The sequence below is a fragment of the Aliirhizobium smilacinae genome (assembly GCF_006335145.1).
GTDB lineage: Bacteria > Pseudomonadota > Alphaproteobacteria > Rhizobiales > Rhizobiaceae > Neorhizobium > Neorhizobium smilacinae.
Genome location: NZ_VDMN01000001.1, coordinates 80,936 through 106,563, shown reverse-complemented (window position 1 = coordinate 106,563; position 25,628 = coordinate 80,936). Strand labels below are relative to the sequence as shown.

The 25,628-nt window shown below is 61.1% G+C and carries 21 protein-coding genes; 13 read left to right on the top strand and 8 right to left on the bottom strand.

Going from position 1 to position 25,628, the window contains the following annotated elements:
* The first annotated feature begins 36 nt into the window (after nucleotides 1-36).
* Entirely contained in the window at nucleotides 37-723 is a 687-nt protein-coding gene (bluB, locus tag FHP24_RS00460) for a 5,6-dimethylbenzimidazole synthase (RefSeq protein ID WP_139671344.1), read from the top strand.
* Here the strand turns inward: bluB and FHP24_RS00455 are convergent, their stop codons facing one another.
* Both FHP24_RS00455 and FHP24_RS00450 read right to left on the bottom strand, forming a co-directional pair.
* A complete protein-coding gene (locus FHP24_RS00455; RefSeq protein ID WP_139671340.1) occupies nucleotides 724-1,443 on the bottom strand; it encodes a hypothetical protein in 720 nt (239 codons plus the stop codon).
* An 86-nt stretch (nucleotides 1,444-1,529) separates the two neighbouring features.
* Entirely contained in the window at nucleotides 1,530-3,857 is a 2,328-nt protein-coding gene (locus tag FHP24_RS00450) for an NADP-dependent malic enzyme (protein ID WP_139671336.1), read from the bottom strand.
* Between the two features lie 211 nt (nucleotides 3,858-4,068).
* Here FHP24_RS00450 and FHP24_RS00445 point away from each other — a divergent pair, with 211 nt between their 5' ends.
* Together FHP24_RS00445 and FHP24_RS00440 are read left to right on the top strand one after the other, a co-directional pair.
* Complete coding sequence (locus FHP24_RS00445; protein WP_139671332.1) at nucleotides 4,069-4,884, top strand: UDP-2,3-diacylglucosamine diphosphatase; 816 nt, start codon at nucleotides 4,069-4,071, stop codon at nucleotides 4,882-4,884.
* 117 nt (nucleotides 4,885-5,001) lie between these two features.
* Nucleotides 5,002-6,192 (top strand): MFS transporter, encoded by a 1,191-nt coding sequence (locus tag FHP24_RS00440; protein ID WP_139671329.1) that lies wholly within the window; start codon nucleotides 5,002-5,004, stop codon nucleotides 6,190-6,192.
* On the opposite strand, the gene dgcA is transcribed toward FHP24_RS00440, so the two are convergent.
* Nucleotides 6,162-7,145 carry an N-acetyl-D-Glu racemase DgcA gene (dgcA, locus tag FHP24_RS00435; protein WP_139671326.1) on the bottom strand — a complete coding sequence of 328 codons (984 nt, stop codon included), beginning with the start codon at nucleotides 7,143-7,145 and terminating at the stop codon, nucleotides 6,162-6,164. The genes FHP24_RS00440 and dgcA overlap by 31 nt on opposite strands.
* Nucleotides 7,146-7,214: 69 nt before the next feature.
* Between dgcA and FHP24_RS00430 the strand changes: the two genes are divergently transcribed.
* The 5 genes from FHP24_RS00430 to FHP24_RS00410 are packed head-to-tail and all read left to right on the top strand — an operon-like array spanning nucleotide 7,215 to nucleotide 11,868.
* Nucleotides 7,215-8,399, top strand: coding sequence for an ABC transporter permease (locus FHP24_RS00430; protein WP_139671323.1), 1,185 nt, complete (start codon nucleotides 7,215-7,217; stop codon nucleotides 8,397-8,399).
* A 10-nt stretch (nucleotides 8,400-8,409) separates the two neighbouring features.
* Nucleotides 8,410-9,264 carry an ABC transporter ATP-binding protein gene (locus FHP24_RS00425; RefSeq protein WP_246091553.1) on the top strand — a complete coding sequence of 285 codons (855 nt, stop codon included), beginning with the start codon at nucleotides 8,410-8,412 and terminating at the stop codon, nucleotides 9,262-9,264.
* Between the two features lie 3 nt (nucleotides 9,265-9,267).
* Nucleotides 9,268-10,638, top strand: a complete 1,371-nt coding sequence (locus tag FHP24_RS00420; protein ID WP_139671320.1) for an MlaD family protein — start codon at nucleotides 9,268-9,270, stop codon at nucleotides 10,636-10,638.
* A 26-nt stretch (nucleotides 10,639-10,664) separates the two neighbouring features.
* Nucleotides 10,665-11,279 (top strand): ABC-type transport auxiliary lipoprotein family protein, encoded by a 615-nt coding sequence (locus tag FHP24_RS00415; RefSeq protein WP_139671317.1) that lies wholly within the window; start codon nucleotides 10,665-10,667, stop codon nucleotides 11,277-11,279.
* Nucleotides 11,280-11,337: 58 nt separating this feature from the next.
* The gene (locus tag FHP24_RS00410) at nucleotides 11,338-11,868 is read left to right on the top strand and encodes an AAA family ATPase (RefSeq protein WP_281287382.1); all 531 of its coding nucleotides are present in this window, start codon (nucleotides 11,338-11,340) and stop codon (nucleotides 11,866-11,868) included.
* 82 nt (nucleotides 11,869-11,950) lie between these two features.
* Here FHP24_RS00410 and FHP24_RS00405 read toward each other — a convergent pair whose 3' ends face one another.
* Complete coding sequence (locus FHP24_RS00405) at nucleotides 11,951-18,121, bottom strand: apolipoprotein A-IV repeat region-like domain-containing protein (protein ID WP_139671311.1); 6,171 nt, start codon at nucleotides 18,119-18,121, stop codon at nucleotides 11,951-11,953.
* A 464-nt stretch (nucleotides 18,122-18,585) separates the two neighbouring features.
* Here FHP24_RS00405 and FHP24_RS00400 point away from each other — a divergent pair, with 464 nt between their 5' ends.
* Together FHP24_RS00400 and FHP24_RS00395 are read left to right on the top strand one after the other, a co-directional pair.
* Complete coding sequence (locus FHP24_RS00400) at nucleotides 18,586-18,957, top strand: Hpt domain-containing protein (protein WP_394344580.1); 372 nt, start codon at nucleotides 18,586-18,588, stop codon at nucleotides 18,955-18,957.
* 139 nt (nucleotides 18,958-19,096) lie between these two features.
* On the top strand, nucleotides 19,097-19,417 hold the full coding sequence (locus FHP24_RS00395; RefSeq protein ID WP_139671308.1) for a 2Fe-2S iron-sulfur cluster-binding protein: 321 nt from the start codon (nucleotides 19,097-19,099) through the stop codon (nucleotides 19,415-19,417).
* Nucleotides 19,418-19,787: 370 nt separating this feature from the next.
* Here FHP24_RS00395 and FHP24_RS00390 read toward each other — a convergent pair whose 3' ends face one another.
* Nucleotides 19,788-20,399, bottom strand: coding sequence for a DUF922 domain-containing Zn-dependent protease (locus FHP24_RS00390; protein WP_180355840.1), 612 nt, complete (start codon nucleotides 20,397-20,399; stop codon nucleotides 19,788-19,790).
* Nucleotides 20,400-20,514: 115 nt separating this feature from the next.
* Here FHP24_RS00390 and folP point away from each other — a divergent pair, with 115 nt between their 5' ends.
* From folP to folK, 3 genes are read left to right on the top strand one after another with little or no spacing between them, the layout of a single operon-like run.
* Nucleotides 20,515-21,387 (top strand): dihydropteroate synthase, encoded by an 873-nt coding sequence (gene folP / locus FHP24_RS00385; RefSeq protein WP_246091552.1) that lies wholly within the window; start codon nucleotides 20,515-20,517, stop codon nucleotides 21,385-21,387.
* Nucleotides 21,387-21,752 (top strand): dihydroneopterin aldolase, encoded by a 366-nt coding sequence (gene folB / locus FHP24_RS00380; protein ID WP_139671302.1) that lies wholly within the window; start codon nucleotides 21,387-21,389, stop codon nucleotides 21,750-21,752. Before folP ends, folB begins: the two co-directional genes overlap by 1 nt.
* Before the next feature lies 1 nt (nucleotide 21,753).
* On the top strand, nucleotides 21,754-22,278 hold the full coding sequence (gene folK / locus FHP24_RS00375; RefSeq protein WP_139676050.1) for a 2-amino-4-hydroxy-6-hydroxymethyldihydropteridine diphosphokinase: 525 nt from the start codon (nucleotides 21,754-21,756) through the stop codon (nucleotides 22,276-22,278).
* A 106-nt stretch (nucleotides 22,279-22,384) separates the two neighbouring features.
* On the opposite strand, the gene FHP24_RS00370 is transcribed toward folK, so the two are convergent.
* The 3 genes from FHP24_RS00370 to FHP24_RS00360 form a co-directional block, all read right to left on the bottom strand.
* Complete coding sequence (locus tag FHP24_RS00370; RefSeq protein ID WP_139671299.1) at nucleotides 22,385-22,942, bottom strand: hypothetical protein; 558 nt, start codon at nucleotides 22,940-22,942, stop codon at nucleotides 22,385-22,387.
* Nucleotides 22,943-23,057: 115 nt separating this feature from the next.
* Complete coding sequence (locus FHP24_RS00365; RefSeq protein WP_139671296.1) at nucleotides 23,058-24,131, bottom strand: YcjF family protein; 1,074 nt, start codon at nucleotides 24,129-24,131, stop codon at nucleotides 23,058-23,060.
* Complete coding sequence (locus FHP24_RS00360; protein ID WP_139671293.1) at nucleotides 24,128-25,597, bottom strand: YcjX family GTP-binding protein; 1,470 nt, start codon at nucleotides 25,595-25,597, stop codon at nucleotides 24,128-24,130. Before FHP24_RS00360 ends, FHP24_RS00365 begins: the two co-directional genes overlap by 4 nt.
* Nucleotides 25,598-25,628 lie beyond the last annotated feature (31 nt).

The following is a 25,628-nucleotide window of genomic DNA, read 5'->3' as shown; positions in this document are numbered from 1 at the left end:
GCCGCCGCAATCCACATGCGTTGTTGGGGAAAGACGATGCGACCTGATGATTTGAATGGCGGCCTCGTGGCGGCCGAAGCGTTTTCCGACGACGAACGTGCCGCGGTTTATCGCGCCATCGAAACGCGACGAGACGTGCGCGACCAGTTCCTGCCTGATCCGATCCCGGATAACGTCTTGCGGCGGCTGCTGGATGCGGCGCATGCCGCACCATCTGTGGGCTTCATGCAGCCGTGGAACTTCATCCTGATCCGTGACGTGGCCGTTCGGCAGTCGGCATGGGATGCCTTTTCCCGCGCCAATATCGAGGCTGAGGCGATGTTTCCCGAGGAAAAGCGCAGCACCTATAAAACCCTCAAACTGGAGGGAATACGAAAAGCGCCGTTGTCGATCTGCGTCACCAGCGATCCCGACCGCGCCGGGCCGGTGGTGCTGGGACGGACCCACAACAGCCGCATGGACAGTTACTCGACCGTCTGCGCCATCCAGAACCTCTGGCTTGCTGCGCGGGCGGAAGGTATCGGCGTCGGCTGGGTCAGCATATTTCACGATGCGGATATCCGCGCGCTTCTCGGCATCCCCGAACGCGTCGAGATCGTTGCCTGGCTGTGTCTCGGTTATGTCGATGCGCTTTACGGTGAACCGGAACTGGCAATCAAGGGCTGGCGTCAGCGGCTGGCACTGGAGGATCTCGTTTTCCAGGATGGCTGGGGCCGCAAGTAGTCACTGCTGCAACGGTTGCTGGCCGTTTGATTTCGGGTTGGCGAGATCGATATCTTCCTGCGGGAAAAATTGCGGCCCGACGGCCCGGACCCTTTTTCCCGGATCATAAGGGCGATCGGGGGGAAACTGGATCGGCTCCTCCTTGGTCGGAGCCGGAGCCGGCGAGGTGCTGCCCAGATGGGTAATGCTGGAATTCGGATCGTCCGGATTGGGCTCATCCGGCTTGGGAAGGGCAAGGCCCCGGATGCGCATACGTTCCTTTTCGTCGAGATCCGTCTGGATGTAGAGATCGCTCGGCGTGCAATTGTTGGCGCGAATTGCCGACAGGATGGCGACCCGTTCTTCCGACGGCTGCAGCAGCGAGCGGGTGCTGTTGCGTTGTTCGGTCAGCCCCGAACGTTCGTCTTCGAGCCGCTGCAACGTATCCTGCATATAGCGACATTCGTCGCCATCGACATCTGAACCGAGTGTCACGATGCTGCCGCTGCCACAACCCTGTCTCCGCATATCAATCCGCAACTGGCGGATATCCGCATTGAGCGCGCTGAGATCCTGCGCGTAACGGCGCACGCTGCTGCTCGTGCCGATAACTTGCGGCGTGCTGTTGAGACGCCGGTAGAGATTGGCACAGACCTCGACATCGCGTGCAAATGTCGGCTGCGGCAGAAGCAGCGAGGCAACCACCAGCGATGTCAGAGTATGCGCCTTCGGATATCTCATGTCTCACCTGTCGCATGGGTTATGCGGCGGATCAACCTGGCATGGCGAGCATGCGGGAAACTTGCCTCGAAGCTTCCCGCAGCCGGTTATTTCGCCAGCGAAACCGGTTCCGGCTGGGACGCCTCGACCACCGCGAGTGCCGCCATGTTGACGACGCCGCGCGACGTGACGGAAGGCGCCAGGATATGCGCCGGCTTGCTGGTGCCGAGCAGGATCGGACCGACATGCAGCGCGTCCATCATCATCCGCACGAGACCGAGCGAGATATTGGCCGCATCGAGGTTCGGGAAAACCAGGAGATTGGCCTCGCCCGTAAGCGAACTATTCGGCATGGCGCGCTTGCGCAGCGCCTCGTTGAGCGCCGAACCGCCCTGCATTTCGCCATCGACCTCGAGTTCGGGTGCATCCTTGCGGATGATCTCCAATGCTGCGCGCATCTTGCGGGCGCTTTCCGAATCGCGGGAACCGAAATTGGAGTGGCAGATCAGCGCGGCTTTCGGTTCGATGCCGAAACGGCGGACTTCCTGCGCAGCCAGGATAGTGATCTCAGCAAGTTCTTCGGCAGTCGGATTATAGTTGACGAAAGTGTCGGTGAAGAAGATTGCGCCCTGCTGCGAAATCAGCAGGCTGAGACCGGCATTGGTGCAGGCGCCTTCACGCTTGCCGATGATCTGGTTGACATCGCGCAGATGACGGTCGTAGCGGCCTTCGAGACCGCAGATCAGCGCATCGGCTTCGCCGCGCTTCACCGACAGGGCACCGATCACGGTGTTGTTGGTGCGCACGACGGTCCTGGCCGTTTCCGGATTGACGCCATTGCGGCCGACCAACGCGAAATAATCCTCGACATAGTCGCGGTAACGCGGATCGTCTTCCGGGTTGACGACGCTGAAATCGACATTCGGGCGGATGCGGATGCCGAAACGCTGCAATCGGGCTTCGATGACGGAAGGACGGCCGATCAGGACTGGACGGGCGATCTCCTCCTCAAGCAGCACCTGGGCAGCACGCAGCACGCGTTCGTCCTCGCCTTCGGCAAAGATCACGCGCTTCTTTTCGGCGGACTTGGCGGCCGCGAAGATCGGCTTCATGACAAAGCCGGAACGCCAGACGAAACGGTTCAGCTGGTCGAGATAGGCTTCGAAATCCTGGATCGGGCGTGCAGCGACGCCGCTTTCAGCGGCCGCGCGGGCAACAGCCGGTGCGATGCGCAGGATGAGGCGCGGATCGAACGGCGAGGGGATCAGGTAGTCCGGGCCGAAGATCGGCGTTTCACCGGAATAGGCCCTTGCCGCGACATCCGAAACCTCTTCGCGCGCAAGTGCCGCGATGGCCTTGACCGCGGCCATCTTCATTTCCTCGTTGATCGTGCTCGCGCCGCAATCGAGCGCGCCGCGGAAGATATACGGGAAACAGAGAACGTTGTTCACCTGGTTGGCGAAGTCGGAGCGGCCGGTGCAGATCATCGCATCCGGGCGCGCCTGACGGGCGAGTTCCGGCATGATTTCCGGCGTCGGATTGGCAAGAGCCATGATCAGCGGCTTTTCCGCCATGCGCACGAGAAGTTCCGGCTTCAATACGCCGGGAGCGGAGAGGCCGAGGAAGACGTCGGCGCCGTCGATGCTGTCGGCGAGAACGCGGTTGTCGCTCTTCTGCACATAGACCGACTTCCATTCGTCCATCAGCTCGATACGGCCTTCGTAGACGAGGCCTTCGATGTCATGCACCCAGATATTTTCTTTTTTCGCACCGAGCGAAACGAGGAGGTTAAGGCAGGCGAGTGCTGCGGCACCGGCACCCGAAGTAACGATCTTGACGTTGGTGATCGACTTGCCGGCAAGTTCCAGACCGTTCAGGATCGCCGCTGCAACGATGATCGCGGTACCATGCTGGTCGTCATGGAAGACCGGGATGTTCATCTTCTCGCGCAGCTGGCGCTCGACTTCGAAACATTCTGGCGCCTTGATGTCTTCAAGGTTGATACCGCCGAAGGTCGGTTCCAGTGCGGAGACGGTCGAGACCATCTCGTCAATGCCGGGGGCATCGATCTCGATGTCGAAGACGTCGATGCCGGCGAATTTCTTGAACAGAACGGCCTTGCCTTCCATCACCGGCTTGGATGCCAGCGGCCCGATATTGCCGAGCCCGAGCACGGCCGTGCCATTGGAAATGACGGCGACAAGGTTGGCGCGCGCCGTATAATCGGCAGCGGCATCCGGATTGTCGCGGATCGCAAGGCAGGGCGCAGCAACACCCGGAGAATAGGCGAGCGCCAGGTCACGCTGGTTTCCAAGCGGCTTGGTGGCCTGGATCTCCAGCTTGCCGGGACGCGGATACCGGTGGAAAAACAGTGCCTGTTCATCAAGATCCGCACTGCTCAGCGGGCCCGATTTCGAATTGTCCTGCGCGTCCATACTCACTCCTGCTTTACCCTATCAAGTCTGTCTATGTCGGGGAGAATGCGGCCTCTCATTACATCAAACGGCGACCTGTAACAGCAGCTAATTTGATCAAAGAGAGGAAATCGGACAAGCAACCGCAGGTGTCGGATCGGCCTCCTGTCATCATCCTGAAACAAGAGTCTGATTTTCAGGCGGCAGGGCGGGATATGAAAGGACGACTTCCGTGGCAGGAGCAGGTGAGATCAGGAATTTCAGGACCTTGTTCATCTCCGACGTACATCTTGGTTCGAAGGCGGCGCGGACAGAGCTCCTGCTCGATTTCTTGAAATATCATGAAGCGGAGACGGTCTTCCTCGTGGGAGACATCGTCGACGGCTGGCGGCTGAAGCGCAGCTGGTTCTGGCCTCAGGGCTGCAACGACGTGGTCCAGAAGCTTTTGCGCAAGGCGCGCAAGGGAACCCGCATCGTTTATATTCCCGGCAACCACGACGAATTTCTGCGGGATTTCCCGGGTACCCATTTCGGCGGTATCGAGGTCGCCGATCGCGCGATCCACGAAATGGCGGACGGCAAGAAATATCTGGTCCTGCATGGCGACGAATTCGACGTGGTCGTCCGCAATGCGCGCCTTCTCGCCTATCTCGGCGACTGGGCCTATGACGCCGCGATCGCCATCAACGTCGTGCTGGCCGCGGTGCGCCGTCGTCTCGGCATGCCCTACTGGTCTTTTTCGGCCTGGGCCAAGCTGCAGGTCAAGCATGCGGTCAATTTCATCGGCGAGTTCCAGAAGGTCGTGGCCGACGAAGCCCGCCGCAACAAGGTCGACGGCGTCATCTGCGGGCATATCCACCACGCGGTCATGACCGACATCGAGGGCATCCATTACGTCAATACCGGCGACTGGGTGGAAAGCTGCACCGCGATTGCCGAAAACCATGATGGTTCGCTGGAGCTGATCACATGGCGTGAGATCAAGGTAACCGCCGAACTCCACGCTCTGCCGGCACCGGTGAAAAGCAAGGATATGCAGGCCGCGTGATCGACACGAAATCGCTCACGAGCGATACATTTTGTTCTCGCATTAAACGTGTAGGCCGGTTCCCATTACAAATGGCGGTGATAGTCTTCGACGACTTTCACCGCCATTTGTGATTCCGTGAACATTGCCGAAAAACCGTCTGCCGCGCCGCCGCAGTTCCAGCTTCGTTGCTCGTTGGCCTATGCCGCTCCCATGTCGCTCAACGGCATTTTGGTGCCGTATCTTCCGCTATGGCTGCATGGCCTGAATTTCACGCCGATGCAGATCGGCGCAATCCTTGCGGCTCAGGTGGTGTTTCGTGTTTTCGTGGCAATGGGGACGGGGTTTCTTTCCGCACGAGCGTCCGATCCCCGCCATATTCTCGTCTGGTCGGCAGGCACCTCGCTGCTGTCCATTCTTGGGCTGATCGTGAGTGGCGACTTCTGGGTCGTGTTTGCAGCGGTGGCCGTGCAGGCGGCTTTGTTTGCGCCCTACACGCCGATGGTCGAGTCGATTTCGATCTCCGGCGTCAAACGATGGGGATTTCACTACGGGAAATTGCGGGTATGGGGGTCGGTCGGCTTCGTGGCGACCACCCTGATTGCCGGAAGCCTTTCGACGGCAATCGGCAATATTGCCATCCCGCTGATGCTGGCCGGAGTACTGCTGACCTCCTTTTTCGTCGCCTTCATCGCGCCTCGGCTAGACCCGGAACCTGGGTCGCGTCGAGCTGCGCGGCCGCTCAGAGCATCGAGTCGCCCGCTTGGCGCGCCCGTTCATCTCCTCCTGATCGGGGCCTCGCTCATCCAGTCGAGCCACGGCATGTTTTACGGATTCAGCACGATCCAGTGGCAGACAATGGGCTTTTCCAATGGCGCGATCTCGGCCTTGTGGTGCATCGGCGTCATTGCGGAAATCGGCATCTTTTTCGTTTCTGGCAGCCTGGCAAGGCGCCTTACTCCACTCGGTCTCCTGTATTTCGGTTGTTTGATGGCGATCCTGCGCTGGACGTTTTTTCCGCTCGGATCCGACGTCTGGTATTACGGACTCCTACAGATCTTTCACGCCTTCAGCTTCGCCTGCGTTCACCTCGGACTTCAATACCGTCTTTCGGAGATGGTCGGCGAGGACCAACAGGCCTCTGCGCAGGGCGTCTACGTCGCCTATAACGGCGCGTTCCTGGCGATATCGACATTGCTTGCGGGCATCATCTACCGTCAGCTGGAGATTTATGGATATTTTGCCATGGCGCTTCTGGCATTGCTTGGGCTAGCCGTGCTCGCCTTTGCGGCGCGGTCTCAACCCCACAGGTCGGGTGTCGGCGGATAGACGAGCGAACCTTCGTAGCGAAGCCCGCCCGGTCGATCCTGGGCAAGAAGTAACGGGCCATCGAGGTCGGCATAGTCTGTATCTTTTGCCAGCAGAACGGCGGGCGCCATGGCGAGTGACGTTCCCACCATGCAGCCGACCATGATCTGGAAGCCGAGCCGTTCGGCTTCGGCCTTCATCAGCAGCGCTTCCGTCAGCCCTCCGGTCTTGTCGAGCTTGATGTTGACGGCATCGTAGCGGTCGCGCAGGGAAACGAGATCGGCGGTCGAATGGACGCTCTCGTCGGCACAGATCGGAACGAGCCTTTCGATGCGCGACAGGATCGCATCCATGCCAACGGGAAGCGGCTGCTCGATCAGCGAAATCTTCAGTTCGTGGGCGATTGCCAGATGCCGCTCGATATTTTCGCTCGTCCAGCCTTCGTTGGCATCGACGATGATCCGGGCGTCGGGTGCCGAATCGCGTACAGCGCGCATGCGCGATTCGTCGTCTTCCGTTCCGAGCTTGATCTTCAAAAGCGGCCGTTCGTGATTTTTAAGCGCATCCGCACCCATGGCTTCCGGCTCCGCTAGCGACAAAGTGAATGCCGTGACGATAGGTTCGCGGCCGCTTGCGCCGATGACTGTTGCGACGGGGCGTTGCGACCGCTTGGCCTCAAGGTCCCAGAGCGCGCAATCGACAGCGTTGCGGGCAGCTCCGGGCTTCATCGCAGATTGCAGCCCATCCCGCATCAAACCGGGCTCGATCGCCTTTGTTGCGGCCATTATCTCGGCCATGACACTGTCCATCGTTTCGCCATAACGACGATAGGGAACGCATTCGCCGCGGCCCGACAATCCATCCTCGGAAATGGTGCAGACGATGACGTCCGCCTGTGTCTTGGAACCTCGCGAGATGGTGAAGCTGCCGGCGATGGGAAATGCCTCGATTGTTGCTTCAAGGTGACGGGCCATCGTTTTCAGCGTCCTGTTGTGGCAAATCCGGTCGATACCGCTATATTGCGTTTTCCCGGAACGCAATCAATGCATTGCGTCAACGACATAGTAAGCGAGCACCCGTACCCCGTGAGTTCCAGCCTGGCAAAAATCGAAGCAGAAGAATTGCCGGATGGCGGGGAACGTTATGTTCTGACGGGGGATTGGCGTAATCACTCCGTCGCCGGCGTCCTCAAGGATCTCGATCATCTCGGCAAGACCGGCAGCCAGAAGGCGGTCGAAATCGACCTCTCTGGCATCTCCGGAATAGATACTGCCGGCGCCTGGCTGATTCGCCGCTTGATGACCGCCAAAGGCGGCGAGGGGCGTGAAGCCAAGCTTTCCGGTGGCAATGGCACGATCGAGGAACTGATCGGGGCTCTGCCGGAGACAACGCCCGCACCGCCGTCCGCAGGCCCCGACAAGCGTGGCCGGTTCGAGCGCATATTCACGCCGCCCGGAAAGCTTGTCGTTGATGTCGGCAGGGATTTTTACGCGGCAATGAACATCCTCGGTTCCGCAGTCCGCGGTGCCCAGTTGAAGTTCGGCCGCGGCGCCGGCGTTTCGCCTGCATCCGTGGTCACCCATATCGACCGCATGGGCGTTCGCGCGGTTCCGATCATCGTGCTCATGTCCTTCCTGATCGGCGCGATCATCGCCCAGCAGGGAGCTTTCCAGCTTCGTTATTTCGGCGCTGAAATCTTCGTGGTCGACCTTGTCGGCATCCTGCAGCTTCGCGAGATCGGCGTGCTGTTGACCGCCATCATGATCGCCGGCCGCTCGGGCAGCGCGATCACCGCCGAGATCGGCTCGATGAAGATGCGTGAGGAGATCGATGCCCTGACCGTCATCGGCCTCAATCCCATCGGCGTGCTGATTTTTCCAAGGCTGGTGGCGCTGACCATCGCACTGCCGCTGCTGACGATCATCGCAAACTTTGCCGCCCTCTACGGGGCAGCCGTGGTCGCGCTGCTTTATTCCGGGATCACGTTCGACACCTACCTGTCGCGGCTGCATGAGGCGATCGACCATACCTCGATCGCGTCCGGTATGATCAAGGCGCCGTTTATGGCGCTGGCGATCGGCATCGTCGCGGCCGTCGAGGGCATGAAGGTCGGTGGCAGTGCGGAATCGCTCGGCCAGCACGTTACGGCAGCTGTGGTCAAAGCGATCTTCGCCGTCATTCTCATCGATGCGCTTTTCGCCATCTTCTACTCCGCGATCGACTTCTAGGGCGATGGACATGGCAGAAGAAGAACAGCAGACCATGGAAAGAAAAGTACAGGACGACCGGCAGGTCGTGCTTTCTGTGCGCGATCTGACCGTGGGTTTCGGCGACAAGATCGTTCTCGACAAGCTCAATCTGGATATCTATCGCGGCGAAATTCTCGGTTTCGTCGGTGCCTCCGGTACCGGCAAATCGGTGCTGATGCGCACCGTGCTGCGCCTGCTCCCACACCGTTCCGGCACGATCGAAATCCTGGGCGCCAATTACGAGACTGCCTCGGACGAGGAGCGTATCGCGCTCGATACCCGTCTCGGCGTGCTGTTTCAGCATGGCGCATTGTTTTCGGCACTGACCGTGAAGGAAAACATCCAGCTTCCGATGCGGGAATATCTCGATCTGCCGCAGTCGCTGATGGACGAGCTTGCTTACGTAAAGCTCGAAATGGTCGGCCTGCCGCCCGATGCAGCCGACAAATATCCGTCTGAACTCTCCGGCGGCATGATCAAGCGCGCGGCACTTGCCCGAGCTCTGGCGCTCGACCCGGATCTCGTATTCCTCGACGAACCGACATCGGGTCTCGATCCGATCGGTGCCGCCGACTTCGATGCGCTGATCGCCAAGCTGCGTGATACGCTGGGACTGACCGTGTATATGGTGACCCACGACCTCGACAGCCTATTTTCGGTCTGTGACCGTATTGCCGTGCTCGGAGAGAAACGGGTATTGGTTGAAGGTACGCTGCAGGATATGTTCGACTTTGATGATCCGTGGGTCCAGTCCTATTTCCGCGGGAAGCGCGCGCGCTCCGTCGTGACCAATGAAAACCAGCCGCCGGCAAAGGCAGGCCCGACAGACGCAGGGAAGACCTAATCCATGGAAACCAAAGCAAATTACGCCCTGGTCGGTTTCTTCACGCTGCTGGTGATCGCCGCCGCCTTCGGTTTCGTCTACTGGATGGCGCAGTCGGGCCGCGGCGGGCCGATGGCAGAGCTTGCGATTCGCATTCCCGGCTCCGCCAATGGCCTCTCGGTCGGCTCTCCGGTCCGCTTCAACGGTATTGCCGTCGGTTCCGTGCGCGGTCTGTCGATCGATCCGGATGATCCGCGCTATTCGATCGCGTTTACCGAAGTGCGCGCGGACGCGCCCGTATACCAGACAACCAAGGCTGTTCTCGAAGTTCAGGGCCTCACCGGCGCCGCCTATATCGAGCTTTCCGGCGGTGCCAAGGGTGAAGAGAATATCCTCCAGAAAGCGATGGACGCTGGCCGGCCCGCTGTGTTGATCGCCGATCAGTCGAGCGTCACCAACCTTCTGGCGACGGCCGACAAGATTTTGGAACGGGCCGACCAGGCGATTGGCGATATCCAGGGCTTTGTCGGCGATGCGCGTGGGCCGCTGACCCAGACGATCCGCAACGTCGAGACATTTACCGCAGCGCTGAGCAACAATTCAGGCAGCATCGATGAATTCCTGCACAGCCTCTCGAGCCTTTCGGCGACGGTAGACCGGGTGTCCGGCACGCTGAATTCGACGCTGGAAGCGGCGGATCAGCTGGTTCGTGCAATCGATGCCCAGAGGATCAACCAGATCGTCGCCAATGCCGAGCGGGTGACACGCAATGTTGCCGTTGCATCGGACAATTTTGGTCCTCTCGTCGATAGCGTCCGGGAAACCGCATCGAGCTTCGCACAGGCTGGCGTCGATGCGCAGGGCGTGTTGAAACGCGCCGACGGCCTTCTCGCGGCCGTCGATCCGGGCCAGATCGGCACGGCAATCCGCAATATTTCGGCGGCGTCCGAAGATGCCCGCCAGACGCTGGCCTCGGCACGCAGCGTCGTCGACGACGTGTCGCACCGCTCCGACGACATCAACAAGGCGATCACCGACTTCACCGAACTGGCGACGAAGCTCAACAATGCCTCGAGCCGCGTCGATGGCATTCTTGCCAAGGTCGACGGCCTTGTCTCCAGCGACGATTCGCAAGGTCTGTTTGCCGAAGCGCGCAAGACGCTCGAATCCTTCCGCACCGTTGCCGACAATATCAACGCGCGCGTCGGGCCGATTGCCGATAACCTGCAGCGCTTCTCTTCCAGTGGCCTTGGCGACGTCAAGGCACTCGTGGACGACACGAGGCGCACGGTGAATTCGCTGAACCAGACCATCACCAATTTCGACCAGAATCCGCAGCGCTTGCTCTTCGGCGGCGAGACCGTCAAGGAATATGACGGCAGGACGAGACGTTAAGGCCAAGGGCCAAGGGTAGGAAGTTCATGAGCGTATCCAAGTTTCCGCAACTGCAGGCCGGCCGTCGTTCATTGCTGTTGACCTTGCCCGTGCTTGCGGCGCTGGTTACCGGCTGCGGCACCAAGGCGAACAACGACACGTTCGACTTGTCGCTGACGCCCGCAACCGCTGGTCCGACTGCCCGCAACCGGCAGATCCTCGTGCCCGAGCCGACGGCTGTGAAGATGCTGGACAGCGAACAGGTCGTAGTCCGCGTCTCTCCCTCGGAGGTCCAGTATCTCGCCAACTCGCGCTGGGGTGACCGCCTCCCGCGTCTGGTGCAGTCGAAGCTCGTGGAAGCGTTCGAGAATTCCGGCAGGGTCGGCGGCGTCGGCAAGCCGGGGCAGGGTCTGGCGATCGACTATCAGGTCGTGACAGACATCCGCGCCTTCGAAGTCACGACCGGCGGCAGCCGCGTCGCCAATGTCGAGATTTCAGCAAAAATCCTCAACGATCGCAATGGCAGCGTTCGCGCCCAATCCGTCTTCAAGGGGACCTCTCCGGTTCGTGGAACCAAGAACAGCGACTTTGTCGAAGCGCTAGACCGCGCCTATGCCAAGGTCGGCGGCGAGATCGTCGATTGGGCTTTGAAGTCTATGTGATTTTTCAGCAGGCAGGTTAAGCTTCCCTCGTCCGAATCGTTCGAGACAGTCAGGGAAGGTGCCTATGCTGATCATTCTTGCTGGCTTGCCCGGTTCCGGAAAGACGACGCTTGCCAAAGCGCTGGCGCGCCGCCTCGGCGCTGTTCATGTGCGTGTCGATACAATCGAACAGAATATCCGTAACGCCGGTCTCGAGCCTGGGCCTGCGGGATATATGGCCGCTTATGGCGTGGCCGAGGACAATCTCGCGCTGGGGCATATCGTTGTGGCCGACTCGGTAAACAGCCTGACGATTACCCGAAGGGCATGGCGGGCGGTAGCGGAACGGCAGGGCGTGCCGGCGTCTGAAATTCACGTGACTTGTTCCGACAAGGCCGAGCATCGCCGGCGTGCCGAGACGCGGGTGACCGATGTTCCGGGACTGGTAAAACCCGACTGGGCCCAAACGCAGGCCCGGATCTTCGAGGAGTGGGACACCAAGCCGCTGGTCGTCGATACCGCCGGCCGCTCGCCCGAGGAGATCGTTATCGATCTGATTTCAGAGTTACAGATCGAGGAGGACTATGTCGCTTCTCCAGAAGACCAATAATTCGCTTCCTTCTTACATCCTCAAATGAAAAGGCCGCCCCGAAAGGCGGCCTTTTCATTTTTATCGTCTGTTTCGTCCTGGCTCAGCCGAAGCGGCCGGCTGCATGGGCGAGCATGGTATAGACCTTGCCGGTATCCGAGGTCAGGTAGCTCTGGGTCACGGTGCGGTCACGGTCTGTGCGGGCGACGTCCGCCAGCAGCTTTTCGAAATCCGAGATGTAGCGATCGACTGCGGTGCGGAATTCCGGCTCGCGGTCGTATTTGCGCTTGATATCGTCGAACGTCTGCTGGCCCTTCAGCGTGTAGAGCCTGCGGGTGAACACATCGCGCTCGCCGCGCTGGTAACGGCGCCACAGATCAACCGAAGCGTCATGGTCGATGGCGCGGGCGATATCGACCGAAAGCGAGTTCAGCGATTCCACCATGTGGCGCGGATTGCGGTTGTCGCCGTTGGTGGTGCGTGGTGCCTGTGCAGGTTCTGCCGGGCGGGCGGCCGGTGCGCGGGCAGGAGCCTGAGCGGCGGTCTCGTCGCGGGATGCGCCACGCAGGAGATCGCTGATCCAGCCACCCTGACCTGCCGGAGCGGTCGGCTCGACGGCGCGTGTTGCAGGAGCCGGGGCGGGAACGGGCTTGTCTGCCGGGAGGCTGCCACGCAGCATGCCGGCTGCATAGGGATCGTTACGCGGCGGCACCGGAGATGCGGCCGGAGCAGGCGCGGGCGCAGGCTGCTGAGCGATCTGCTGCTGCGGACGGATCGGCGTGGTCGGTGCGACTGATGTCTTTGCCTGGCTGGCTTCTGCGACTTCGAGCTGCTGCGACGAACGGCCGACGAGCTGGGAGATTTCCTGCAGCGCCTTGATCTGCTCGGAAACGGCGCGGCGCATGGCGGCAGCGCTTTCCTTGGCTTCTTCCGGAAGGTCGAAGGCACCGCGCTTCAACTCGGTACGCGTCGCGTCGAGTTCCTGGCGGATATCCTGTGCCGAGCGGCGGATCTCGTCGGTGGCGCCGGAGAAGCGACCGACCGCTTCCTCGACGGACTGGCGCAGCGTTTCGCGCAGATGTTTGGCGGCCGTGTCGGACCGCTGCGATGCTTCGCCCATCAGGCGTTCGACATCCGTGAGAGAGCCGGAAATGTTGCCGCGCATCTGCTCGGCCACTTCGCGGGCACGCTTTTCTGCGTCCGAAAGGGTCGTCTCGATGGTGCGGTTGGCTTCCTCGCCGGCATCGAGCAGGGCGGCGCGCATGACCTGCGCGGTCTGCTCGGCGCGTTGCTGGGTTTCACCCAGGCGGCGACCGATGTCGACGAAGGAGGAATGCAGGCCTTCACGCAGCTTGTCGCCGACATGGGCGGTACGCTCTTCGGCGCGCTCGAAGGCGCCATCCACCAGCGCGGTGAGGTTCCGCAGCGTTGCCTCGATCTCATCGGAACGCTTGACCAGGCCGACCGACAGGCTGCGCAATGCATCCTGGCGTTCGTCGAGCGTGCTGACGAGGTTGGACTGGGCAGCGTTGAGAAGTTCGGATGCCTGGGTGAGCACCTTGGAATGATCCTCGAACCGACCCACGATACCGCCGACCTGGCTGAGCGTCTGGCCGGAAATGTTGACCAGCCTGTCGATATTGTTTTCCAGAAGACGTGTGGAGCCGGCGACAAGATCCGCGGCGGAACCTGCCGAATGGGCGAAGCGCGACGCGGTCTGGTCGAGTTTCTGGTCGGTGGCCGCCAGCTGCTCGGCGGCAGTCTCGACAAGCGAGGCGATGTTGACGTTGCTGCTCGAAAGCCGCTCGATGATACCCTCGACATTGGCGAGCAGGCTCTGCTCGGCGCCGCGGACCATATGGGCCGCAGCCTCCGTGCGCTGGTTGAGCGCGGCAAGCGTCTCGTTGGTACGGGCTGCGATGGCATCGACCAGAGCGGCATTTTCCTCGCGGATGCGGGCGCTGGTTTCCTTGGCGGCGGATGCGAGACGTTCCGCACTCTGCTGCGAAGAAGACGTCAGCCACTCGGCCGTCTGCTGCGTGGCGGCGGTCATGCGCTCCGCACTCTGCTGCGAGGCGGATGCCAGACGCTCGGCACCCTGCTGGGCGGCAGCTTCCATGAGTTCGGCGGCAGTGCGGCCGGTTTCGATATAGGCCTCGACCATCGGCTTGGCCTTCTCGTCGAGCAGGCGGGACAGCTCCTCGGAACGGCTCGAAAGCATCGAGTTGAGATCGCGGGAGCGGGTGTCCAGCGCAGTGCGGATGGCATCGCCACGGGCGGCCAGCGCACGATCGACGGCATCCAGCGCCACATCGAGTTCGCCTGCTGCATCCGACAGGGTCGAACGGATCGACTGGCCGCGGCTGTCGAGCGCCTGTTCGGCATTGCCGAGCGCAACCGAAATCGCCTCGACCTGCTGCTTCACCAGCTTGTCGGCTTCCGCCACCTTGTTGACGATCGCGCTGCCGGCTTCGGAGAAGGCCTGAGCCACGGTCGCAGCCTGGCCGGCGAGGCGGCTCTGCGTTTCGGAGATGCGTCCGACGATCTCGTTGGAGCGACCCTCGATCGACCGGGTGAACTCCTCGTTGCGGTTGGTGAGTTCCTGGGTGAACTCCGAGCCGGCACGCGACAGCGTTTCAGCCGAGCGGCTTGCTTCGGTGTTCATGCCCTGACCGGCTTCGACGACGGCTTCGCGAAGCGACGAGGCGAAACCGACAGCCTTGCCTTCGATCGTCTTGGCGACGTTTTCGAGACCGAAGGACAGTGCCCGATCCATCGTGCCGAAACGTTCTTCGATATGGGCCGTGCGGCCATCGAGCGTTTCCGCGATCCGGGCAGCGGCGTCAGCGCTTGTCTGTTCGAGTGCGTTCGTGCGCTCGTCGATGGTGCGGGTAATGCGTTCGGCAGCTTCGCCGGTGGCGCGTTCGATTTCGATGCCGCGGCTGTTGACGGCATCGGAGACCCGATCCGCGGCAGCGTTGGAAATGCGCTCCAGTTCGGCCGTGCGGGCACCGAGTGCATCCGCCAGGCTGCTGCCGGCACCGTCGACGATTGCGCTGACGCTGAGAACCTCGTTGCGGATCCGGTCTTCAAGTCCGCCGAACGTGACTTCGATCCGGCTTCCGGCGCTGTCGAGTGCCGTCGATACGCCGCCGACCGTCTCTTCGACGCGCGAGGTGAAGGCATCCGTGGACTTGCTGATTTCGCGAGCCGCATCGCTGATCTGGCCGGCGATCGTGCCGACATTGTCACGCAGGCGGGTGTCGAGCGTTTCGCCTGCAGCGTCGATCGTTGCGCGCAGGGCTTCCTGCTGGCTTTCGAGCGACATTTCCAGCATGCCGGCGCTGGTGGCAATCGTCGTGCCGATCGTGGTGGCCTGATCCATCATCAGGGTGTCGATCTGGTCGCGGGCGTCAGTCAGCGTGCTCGATATATGGGCGCTACGCTGGTCCAGCGTCGTGCGCAGGCGGTCGTGGCCGGCGTCGAGCGTTTCCGACATCTCGCGGCTCGCTTGTCCAAGAACGTCGGCCATGCGCAGATGAGCAGAACCGACTGAATCTGCAAGCTGCTCGCCGCTGGTCGAAAGCGTTTCGCTGATCTGCCGAGCGGCCGTGCCAAGCGTTCCGGAAATCCGGTCATGGCCAGCATCGAGCGATGATGCCATCTGATCGTGAGCCGTCCCGAGAGACGAGGTGATCTGCTCATGCGCTGCGGTGAGCGAAGTGGCGATCTGACCATGCTTTTCGCTGAGCGACGACACCATCTGCTCATGGGCGGTGCTCAGTTTCTCATTGGCCGAAGCAAGCGAGGTATCCATGCGCTGCAGGCCATTGCCCATCGTCGCATCGAAGCGCTCGGTACCTTCGGTCAGTGCCGTCTCGATCCGGCCGGCAGCACCGCCGACGGTCTGTTCGAGGCGATCGCTGCCGCTCTGGAGCAGGGTGGCGAGCTCAGCCGTGCGGCTTTCGAGCGAAATGTCGAGGTTGAGCTGGTTGTCGGCAAAGGCCTCGCGGATAGCCTCGGCGCGTTTTGCAAAAGCTTCTTCCAGACGCGTATCCGCGTCGGCGACCGTGGTGACGACGCTCGATGCGTGGTCGGTCAGCGTCGTGGTGAGGCGATCTTCGTGCAGCGACAGCGAGGTGGCGATTTCCATCGACTTGTCGTCGAGGATTTCCGACAGGCGATCACGGTTGGAGGCGAGCGTGGTATCGAGCGCGGTGGCGCGCTTGTCCATCTCGTCGGTCAGGCGCAGTTCGCTTTCGGACAGGGCGCGGGTGATCGCTTCGCTCTTCTGGTCGAGGATCGAGGCGAGGCGATCCGGCGTCTCCGCCATCAGCGACTGCAAGGCTCCGGCCTTTTCGTCGACCGCGCCGGCAAAGCGCTCATGGCTTTCCGTAACGGAGGTGATGATCGCCGAGGTGCGGTCGGAAATGCTGTCTTCGAAACGCTTCTGGCTGTCGGCGAGGCTGGCGGAAATTTCGCCGCTGCGCGCTGCCATGATCGTGTCGATCTTGTTGTGCGCGTCGCCGAATGCGCCGCTGATTTCGCTGCTGCGCGCGGCAAGCGCGTCGGAGAATTCCTTCGAGCGGCTCTCCAGCATCGAATCGAGCACTTCCTGGCCCGTTCCAAGCGTTGTGGCGAGGGCGAACTGCTGGTCGGTCAGCGCATTGCCGATCCGTTCGATGCTGGTCGAGAGGATACCGTCGATCGCTTCGTGACCGCCGGCGACGGTCTCGTTGATCCGCGCGAGGCTGTCCATCAGCTTGCTGTCAAGGCTGCCGGCGCGCTGGTCGAAGGCAGAGGTGAACTGCGACAGGCCTTCGTCGAACGACGTGCTGAGATGACCGATCGTCGTGTGCAGGCGCTCTTCGAAGAAGCCGGTGCGTAGATCGAGATCCATGACCGCATCGTCGGCTGCAGACTGCAGGCTCTGACGGAAGGAGCTGCTCTTGTCGTCGAGCGAACGGTTGAGAGCGGTGATCACGCCGTCGAGCGAGCCAGTGATCGTCTTTTCGCTGTTCGACAGACCTTCGGTGATTTCCCGTGTGCGGGCAATCAGCGTTTCGTTCAGCTGACGCGTGCGGTCGGCAAGTGCCGCATTTAGCTTTTCGGTATTGGCGTCGAGAGTGGATGCACGAGTCTCGAAAGAGGACAGGATCGCATCGCCCTTGTCGGACAGGGTCGAGCCGAGCATTTCCAGGCGGATGTCGAACTCGGTCGACAGCGCCATGCCCGATGTCGTCAGCGTGTCGATCAGGTTTTCCGTCTTGGTCGCAAGCAGCGAAGCCAAAGCTTCGCCGGCAGCGTCCGACTTTTCCATCAAAGCTGCAGCGCGGGTATCGATCATCGAGGCGAAGGCTTCGCCAGATGTGGCGAGACGGATCGAGATTTCCTCGGTTGCGAGCGCCAGTTCTTCCTTGAGCTGGTCATGCGCGCCGACCATCGACGAGCGGATGCGCTCGGCGTGATTGACGATCGCTTCGCGCTCGGAGCCTAGCTCCTGAACGAGGCCGCGCACGCGCATCTCGTTGTCACTATAGCTGCGCTCGAGTGCGTTGACTTCAGAGTGAACGAGTACTTCCAGTTCCGAGGCGCGGGCTATGGTGCGCTCGATACCCTCGTTCATTGCCGAGACTTCGCGGCGCACCGCCTGACCGACGCTCATGATGCGCTCGGAGGCGATGGTTTCCGGTTCCGAAAGTCGCAGGGCGACTTCGGCCATGGAGCGGGCGGCATTTCGCAGGTCCTGCGCGCGGGCCATCATGATGGCGAAGGCGAAGAAAAGCAGGATCGGCACAAAGATGCCGACGGCAAGCGCCACGAGGCCCGGAGCGGCGAGAACGCCTGCAACCGATGTGATTTCGAAAAGTGCTCCGCCATAGAGCAGTTGACCGAGGCCGACGCCTGCGACCGCCCAGAGAACGGAGATGATCAGCGCATTGCGGATCGCGCCGCGCATCGACCCACCGTCGAGCGCGCGCATGATCGACGCAGTGTTGCGACGGCCTGCATCATTGGCCGGCTCGAAGGCCGGTTGACGCGCCGCCGTGTCCGCTGAGGACTGGCGTGGCGCGTCCGCAGCCGCTTCGCGACGCGGTGATGCGGGTTGAGAGGGGGCAGGGCGGGATCGTAGCGTGTCAGACACTCTGGCCTCCGAGGCGGACGACGGGGACTTGTCGCGGGGCGGTTCATCGTTGAAATCGATCTTCAGCGCATCTTCCAATGCCTGAAATGCCGTTTCATCGATAGATTCATTGGTGGTGTTCTTCGCCATGCGGTTACGCCTCGTTACATACTCGCCCGGCATTCCACTCGACTTGCTGCCGCCTGCAGATCGTTTGAGTGGAATACTCATGCCGGAGATCGTCAGCCCTAGGGCTTTGGATCGCCTATTACAATTTCATTCGACGGTCGTTCTTTCAAATGGATGATAATGAAAGCTTACCGGCCGTCCCACATCGGTCACCACAATGTTCCAGTGACCCATTGAACCGTATTGTAGTGGCACAGTCAGGCTTTTCGCACAAACGAAACGCGTCATCGTGGTACCGGCCGACTGGTCTTGTTAACAGGATTTAAACCATGCTTCAGGGTGAAACCCCTGCGATCACGGCACTTTAACGCAAATTAACCATTTGCGAAGATTTGCGCCGCGTTTGTGCCGAAATTTAACGGGATAGCCATGGCTCCGACGGACAATTCGGAGTTGAGATGACTATAAAGCAAGGAAACAATCAGATGGCAATGGCAGCCCGTATCGCTTTTGAATCTCCCGACAATCACAGGACTGCGTCCCCGTCGAGGGACCGGCCGATCGACCTTGTGCATCTGGCAAACCAGACAATGGGTGACAAGGCGCTGGAAGCCGAGATTCTGCAGATGTTCGCCCGCCAGGCGCGCGGCCTCGTGCAGGAGATCGCGATTGCCGAAGCCGCGACTGTGACAGCCCTTGCCCACCGGCTGAAGGGGTCGGCCAATGCCGTCGGCGCCTTCAAGGTTTCCACCGCAGCCGGACGTCTCGAAGCCGAACCCGGCGACGCGGCGTCGATGGCCACGCTTCATTCTGCCGTCATAGAGGCCGAAAATTTTATCACCGGCCTTTGCCGCTGACGCTATCCTTTTGCCGCTCCGACGCCGGCAGCAAAGCCGGCGTCGCCCGCGCGATTGACTGACCCGGCAGTTTGGTGGCAGAGACGAAGTTTACCCAAGGCTTCCAAGGGGTCATGCCCCCAACCCGGATCTTCCCAATATGACGAAATTGACCATCGTAGCCTTCGACGGCACACGCTTCGAACTCGACGTGGATAACGGTTCGACGGTGATGGAGAATGCCGTACGCAATTCGGTTCCCGGCATCGATGCGGAATGTGGCGGCGCCTGTGCCTGTGCCACCTGTCATGTCTATGTCGATGACGAATGGACAGAGAAGGTCGGTCCGCCGGCACCGATGGAAGAGGATATGCTCGACTTCGCTTTCGAAGTACGACCGACGTCGCGCCTTTCCTGTCAGATCAAGATGAAGGCCGATTTTGATGGCCTCATCGTCAACATCCCTGAGCGCCAGGCCTGATTCGAGACCCATTTCCCGGTCAAAAAATAGCCTCGCTCAATATGAGTGAGCGAGGCGAGGTAGGCGCACGGCCGGCAGGCGAGGGAGGTGACACCTGCGGCTGAGTTACGCGCCAGGGGAACGAAGGGAACGCGGCAGATAAAAACGCCATTCGCGGAATACAGACCGGACAGGTCGAGGCCGGCATCAGCCGATGGAAGCTATGGTGCAGCGGATAAAGCCGACAGCCCACTTAATCTTATGTATGTAACTCTTGACTAATATATAGATGATTGGCAATCCCTGCACCATCGCAACAAATCACCCCTTATTCACAGGTGTCGGCGCAAGCCTCGCGCAAGCTTCGATCGCAACAGCGCCCTGACGCCGCTTATTGCGACCGTTGGTCGATGCGATATTGCAGCAGCCGCGCCATGCGGGCATCGAAGTTTTTCGCCTCGACCTGATCGAAGCGGGCTTGCTGCTTGTCGTGTTCGGCGAGAACGAGCCGGGTCGTTTCGGTCACGGCAGCTTCGACGTCGTCGCAGGTCTTGCGGTCAGGTAAATCAAGCAGATCCCTCTCCAGCACGCGGGCATAGTTGCGGGCGATCTCGGCATGTCGCTCCTCATGCCGTTTGATATCGGATGACAGCGTGCCCCAGATGAAGCGCAGATCTTTTGCCGCCTTGCCGCCATTGCTCCAGCGCGGCAGGATGATGTGGGTACGCAACGTCACCTTGGCGCCGCCGACGGAACATCGTCCGCTGCGCTCCACATAGGTCACCTCTCCACCGAACTTGATTTCCGTGGCGCCAGGATGCCTGTGTCCGCTGGTCTTGGTGACCGGGCCGTGGCGTTCCAGTTCCTTGTCGAGGTCTTCGGCCTTGCGGCCGCCGATGCGGAAATAGGAATAGGTCTTGGTGATGAGAGGCTCTGCCTGCGCCGGAACGGAGATCACGCAGAGTAGAAAGGCTGCACCGAAAACGCGGTGTACTCTGCGCATCAAAAACATTCTCTGGCCTGGTACGTTGAAGTTGAAACGAGCTTGGGGCATAGCCTGCGCAAGTGCAACACGAAGGCATGAAAATTTGCGTTACTTTCAAAAAGATGGATGGCCGGTGGCATCGTCGCGCAACAGCGTCTGGCGCCTTGCGCACGGCCGCAGTCTGACGCTCGGTGCAAGCGGCCACATCATGGCGATCGTCAACGTCACGCCCGACAGCTTTTCCGATGGCGGCCGTTTCATCGACGTCGGCGAGGCCGTCGATCATGGCTTTGCCTGCATACGCGACGGCGCATCCATTCTAGATATCGGCGGCGAGTCGACACGGCCGGGTGCTGAACCGGTGACGGCAGCGCAGGAGCAGGACCGCGTCCTGCCGGTCATCGAAAAACTGGCGCGCGACACCGACGCCCTGATTTCCGTCGACACCTATCGCGCCGAAACTGCGAGGCTTGCCATCGCGGCCGGTGCCCATCTGATCAACGACGTTTACGGCCTGCGGCACGATGCGGAGATGGCGCATGTCGTTTCTGAGAGCGGCGCCGGCATTTGCATCATGTACACCGCCCGCGGCCGTGACGACCATCGTGCGGATATTATCGAGGACGAGTTGATGTTTTTCGGCCAGTCGCTGGATATGGCGAAAGCCGCCGGCATCAAGGACGATGCGGTCGTGCTGGACCCCGGATTCGGCTTCGTCCAGAGGCGGGAGCAGGAAAGCGAACTGATGGCGCGTTGCGGCGAGCTTCACTCCCTGGGCTTTCCGCTTCTCATCGGCACGTCGAGAAAACGGTTTGTCGGTGCGATTGCCGCGCGTGACGTGGCGACAGAGCGGGATTTTGCGACGGCTGCCACGACTGCGATGCTGCGGCTGGCCGGTGCGTCCATATTCAGGGTCCACAACGTGGCCGGCAATCTCGACGCCATGCGAATGGCTGATGCAGTGATTGATGCAGGCCGTGCGGTCGAACAGGCAGGAGAAAACTGATGGCCATTTATCAGATCACCTTGAAGAATTGCGCCTTTTACGCGCGCCACGGGGTTTTCGAGCAGGAAGCGGCCCTTGGCCAGCGCTTCCTCGTCGATGTCGTTCTGGACGTCGAAGCGGGGGATGCGCTCGTTTCCGACGAGGTCGAGCAGACCGTTCATTACGGGCTGGCCTATGCACTGGTCGAAAAAATCGTGACCGGCAGCCGTCGTAATCTAATCGAGGCTCTTGCCAATGACGTGGCTCTCGGGCTCACGGCCTGGTCGCCGCTGATCCGCCGAGTCGAGGTGGCAATCCGCAAGCCGAGCGTACCGATCGCCGGCATTCTCGATTACGTGGAGGTGCGTGTTGAACACCCGGTCTGATATGCACAAATGGGAAGCCGCGGCTCTCGGGCTGGGCGGCAATATCGGCGATCCGGCATCGGCGATGGCGCATGCGCTGCAGGCGATCGACACGCGACAGGATTGTCGCGTGGCCACCGTTTCCCGGCTTTATCTGACGCCGCCATGGGGCAAGACCGACCAGGCCGATTTCTTCAACTGCTGCGCGCTGATCGAAACGGAGCTGGAGCCGGAGGAACTGCTTGATCTCTGTCTTGCGCTGGAACGTGAAATGAAGCGTGTTCGTACGGAGCGCTGGGGGCCGAGAACACTGGATATCGATCTGCTGACCTATGGTGATCGGGTACAGAAGACACCGACACTGGAACTTCCCCATCCGCGCATGACCGAACGTGCTTTCGTCATGCTGCCACTTGCCGATCTTGTGCCGCAGATGATGATCAACGAGCGTCAGGCGCAAAGCTGGGCGGGCAGTCTGAATTCGACCGGAATCAGTATCGCAAAGCCGGACGGATTATGGTGGCGGCAGATTGCCACGGCCAGCTGATAGCACTCTTTGAAAACAGGATTCCGTTTTCAAAGAGTGAGATGGATAGAAATCTTAAAGTGGATAATCAACTCGGTCGCATGATTGTCTGCGCCTGAGGACCGAATTATTCCTTGATCGCACCAACGGCGATCGAGTCGAGGTCACGGTCGAGCGACAGGCCGATGACCGGCACCATTTGGTCTTCCACCTTCACCGAGATGGTGATGTTCATCTTGTTCTCGCCACGCAGGCTGGCGACCATGGCGCCATTGAGCTTGGCACGGTTGATGCCCATCACGACCTTGTCGCCGCTGACGGAACCGGACACGATGTCGAGCCCCTTGCCTTCGGCGCCATCGAGGAATTTCCCGGTGTAACCGCGGCCGCTCTGAGTGATGACCGCAGACATGGGCTGCTGGAAGACGCCGACCCGGCAGGTGCCGTCGAGCTTGATGCCCGTGTCACCGTCGGGAGACGACGAGCCGGTCAGGTTGCAGCTGAATTTCGTACCCTTGTATTTGCCGGCGACGATTTCGCCCGGCCCCTTCCACACGCCGGCGACGGACTGGAAGAAGACCTGGTCGCGGGATGCTGCTTCCGCCTGCGGAGCGAATGCCGGAGCCGAGGTGACCAAAGTCAAAGCGGCAAGCCCGCCGAAAAGCGAAAAGAAGCGCGAATACATGAGGCTTTCCCCTTGGGACGTTCCGCTGGCGCGGCAATGTTTAGTGGGGCCGAAATTAAGCGAGAATGGTTAATGCTTCGTATCTTTCGGCGCCCGCCAAGTGTCCAGGAAGGGGCTAATCCTTCTCGTCCGTGCGTCCGGCAGCGACGATATCGGACATGAAATCGCCGATCCCCGGTCGGGGCAGGGCACGGAACGGCAGCGGTCGGCAAAGGTCCATGGCGGCTATCCCGATTCGTGCCGTCAACAGCCCGTTGATGACGCCTTCGCCGAGCCGGCGCGACAGCCGCGAGGCAAGTCCATGACCGAGAACCTGTTGCGCAAGCCCGTCACCGACGGCAATCGAACCTGTCACCGCCAGATGCGCGATGACATCCCGGATCAGCCGCAGCAGGCCGAGTTTGCCAGGCCGGGCACCATAAAGCTCGGCCATGGCACGCACGAGACGGGTGACCTCGAACAGCACATAGGAAAGATCGACGATCGCGCGGGGGCTGATGGCGGTTACGACCGCGACCCGTTTCGAGGCGTTGAGAATGAGGCCGCGTGCCTTGCGGTCGAGCGGTGTCAGCAGTTCGCGCTCGGCCAGATCGAGAAGATGCGGTCCGTCGATAATATCGTCCCTGGTGCCGTCGAGAGCCGTTCGACCCTTGACGGTCTCCGCCCGGTGACTGAGGAGCGATACCAGACGCTCGACCACCTTGCGCGCTTGATGGGACTGGACGGAGGCCGCCGCCTCTTCTGCCTCGGTCTTGAGGCTCTGTACGGCGGCAAGCCGGGCTATCCCCATGATTTCCCGCCCGACGATGACCAGCAGGCCGAACAGTGCCAGCGACAGTGCCGTGATGGCGGCATAACCGAGCCAGTCGGCGCGGGCGAAAAGATCGCGCACCACCTGGTCCGCCCAAAGCCCGAAGGCAAGCGACAGGAAGGTGCCGAGCGCCGCCGTCGCCAGCCCGATAAATGAGAAACGCTTCCGCGATCTCGGCTCCGCGACGGGCAGGGCAGCCGAATCGAGGTCGGCACCGGCAAACGGATCGTCCTCGTCCGCTATGACCGTCACGGGCTGGTCGAAGCTTTTTGGTCGGCGCACAGGTTGAGGCGTGGCCTTGTCCTGATCGTTCTCGCCTTCGACCTGGAATGCGGCCGGGCGACGCCCGGAGGGATCGTTGGTATAGGGCGGTCTCATGCGAGGCGATCTCCGAGCAGAAACTGCAGGGCACGGTCGAGCCGGATATGCGGGACTGCCAGATTGAGGCTGCCTGATCGTCCCTCCAGCGTCGGTGGACGGAAGCGGACGAAGTTGATGTCGGGCAGGTCGGGCGTGTCGCTATCCAGCGTATTGAACATGTGGGTCGGGTCGGCCGGCAGATCGCCGGGGAATATCGCCGTCGTTTTGGTGCCGTCGAATCGCTCGCCATTGATCGTTTCGCCTGCGATCGGCGTGCCGACGATCACCGGAAGCATATGATTGCCTTCCTTGACACTGGCTTCACGGGTGGCGCGCACCGAAGCGATCGCCATCACCTCGAAACCAGCACCCGACAACCCGATACGCTGGATGGCCCGGTCGACAAGGCGACCGGTCAGCCGCTCGAGCCGGTCATGGCTCTCGTGGTGCAGATGGTCGGCCTTGGTTGCCGCAATCAGCACCTTGTCGATACGGCGGGTGACGAAGGACGAGAAGAAACTGTTATGCCCCGGCCGGAAACAGCCGAGCACGTCGCCAAGCGCCCGTTCGAGATCCTGTAGCGCTTCCGGGCCGCGATTGATCGCCTGCAGCGCATCGACGAGCACGATCTGACGGTCGAGCCTTGCAAAATGATGCCGGAAGAAAGGTTTCACCACCACATTCTTGTAGGCTTCGAAGCGGCGTTCCATCATCGCCCGCAACGATCCCTTGACTGCTGGCGTCTCGGCGATGCCGGGCAGGGGTGCAAAGGTCAGAGCCGGCGAGCCTTCCAGGTCACCCGGCATCAGGAAACGACCCGGCGGAAGCGTCGAGAGCGACCGCTCGTCGGATTTGCATGCCTTGAGATAAGCGGAAAACACTTCGAAAAGGCGGCGCGCCGTCATTTCGTCGGCTGGCGCATCCATATCGATCGTGGTCGCAAGTTGCAGCCAGTCGCTGGCAAGTTCCTTGCGAATGCCCGTCGCTGCCAGCTCCACAGTGGTATTGCTGAACTGCCGGTAATCCTGGGTGAGGAGCGGCAGATCGAGCAGCCATTCGCCAGGATAATCGACGATATCCAGGGAAAGCCGGCCGGGCGAAAAGAAGCGGTTCCAGCCACTGGCGCTCTGGTAGTCGATGGTCAGTCGCAGTTCGGAGATCGCGCGTGTCGAATCTGGCCATATGCGGTCACGAACCAGCGCCTGGATGTGATCCTCGTACTGAAACCGCGGGATGGCGTCGTCCGGCTGCTCCTCGAGCCGGATACCGGAGACCCGGCCGGACCGGACCGCTTCGAACAGTGGAAGCCGGCCGCCATTCAGCAGGTTCTGAACGATCGAGGAAATCAGCACCGTCTTGCCGGCACGAGAAAGGCCGGTAACACCGAGCCGTATCGTCGGGTTCACGAGTCCCGATGCGCGGTCGGCGATATTGTCGAGTGCAATGCGAGCGTCGTCGGTAAAGCTGGTCAGCGAAGGCGCCAAGGCGAAATCCCGAAAAAGTGTTTTCCCCTAT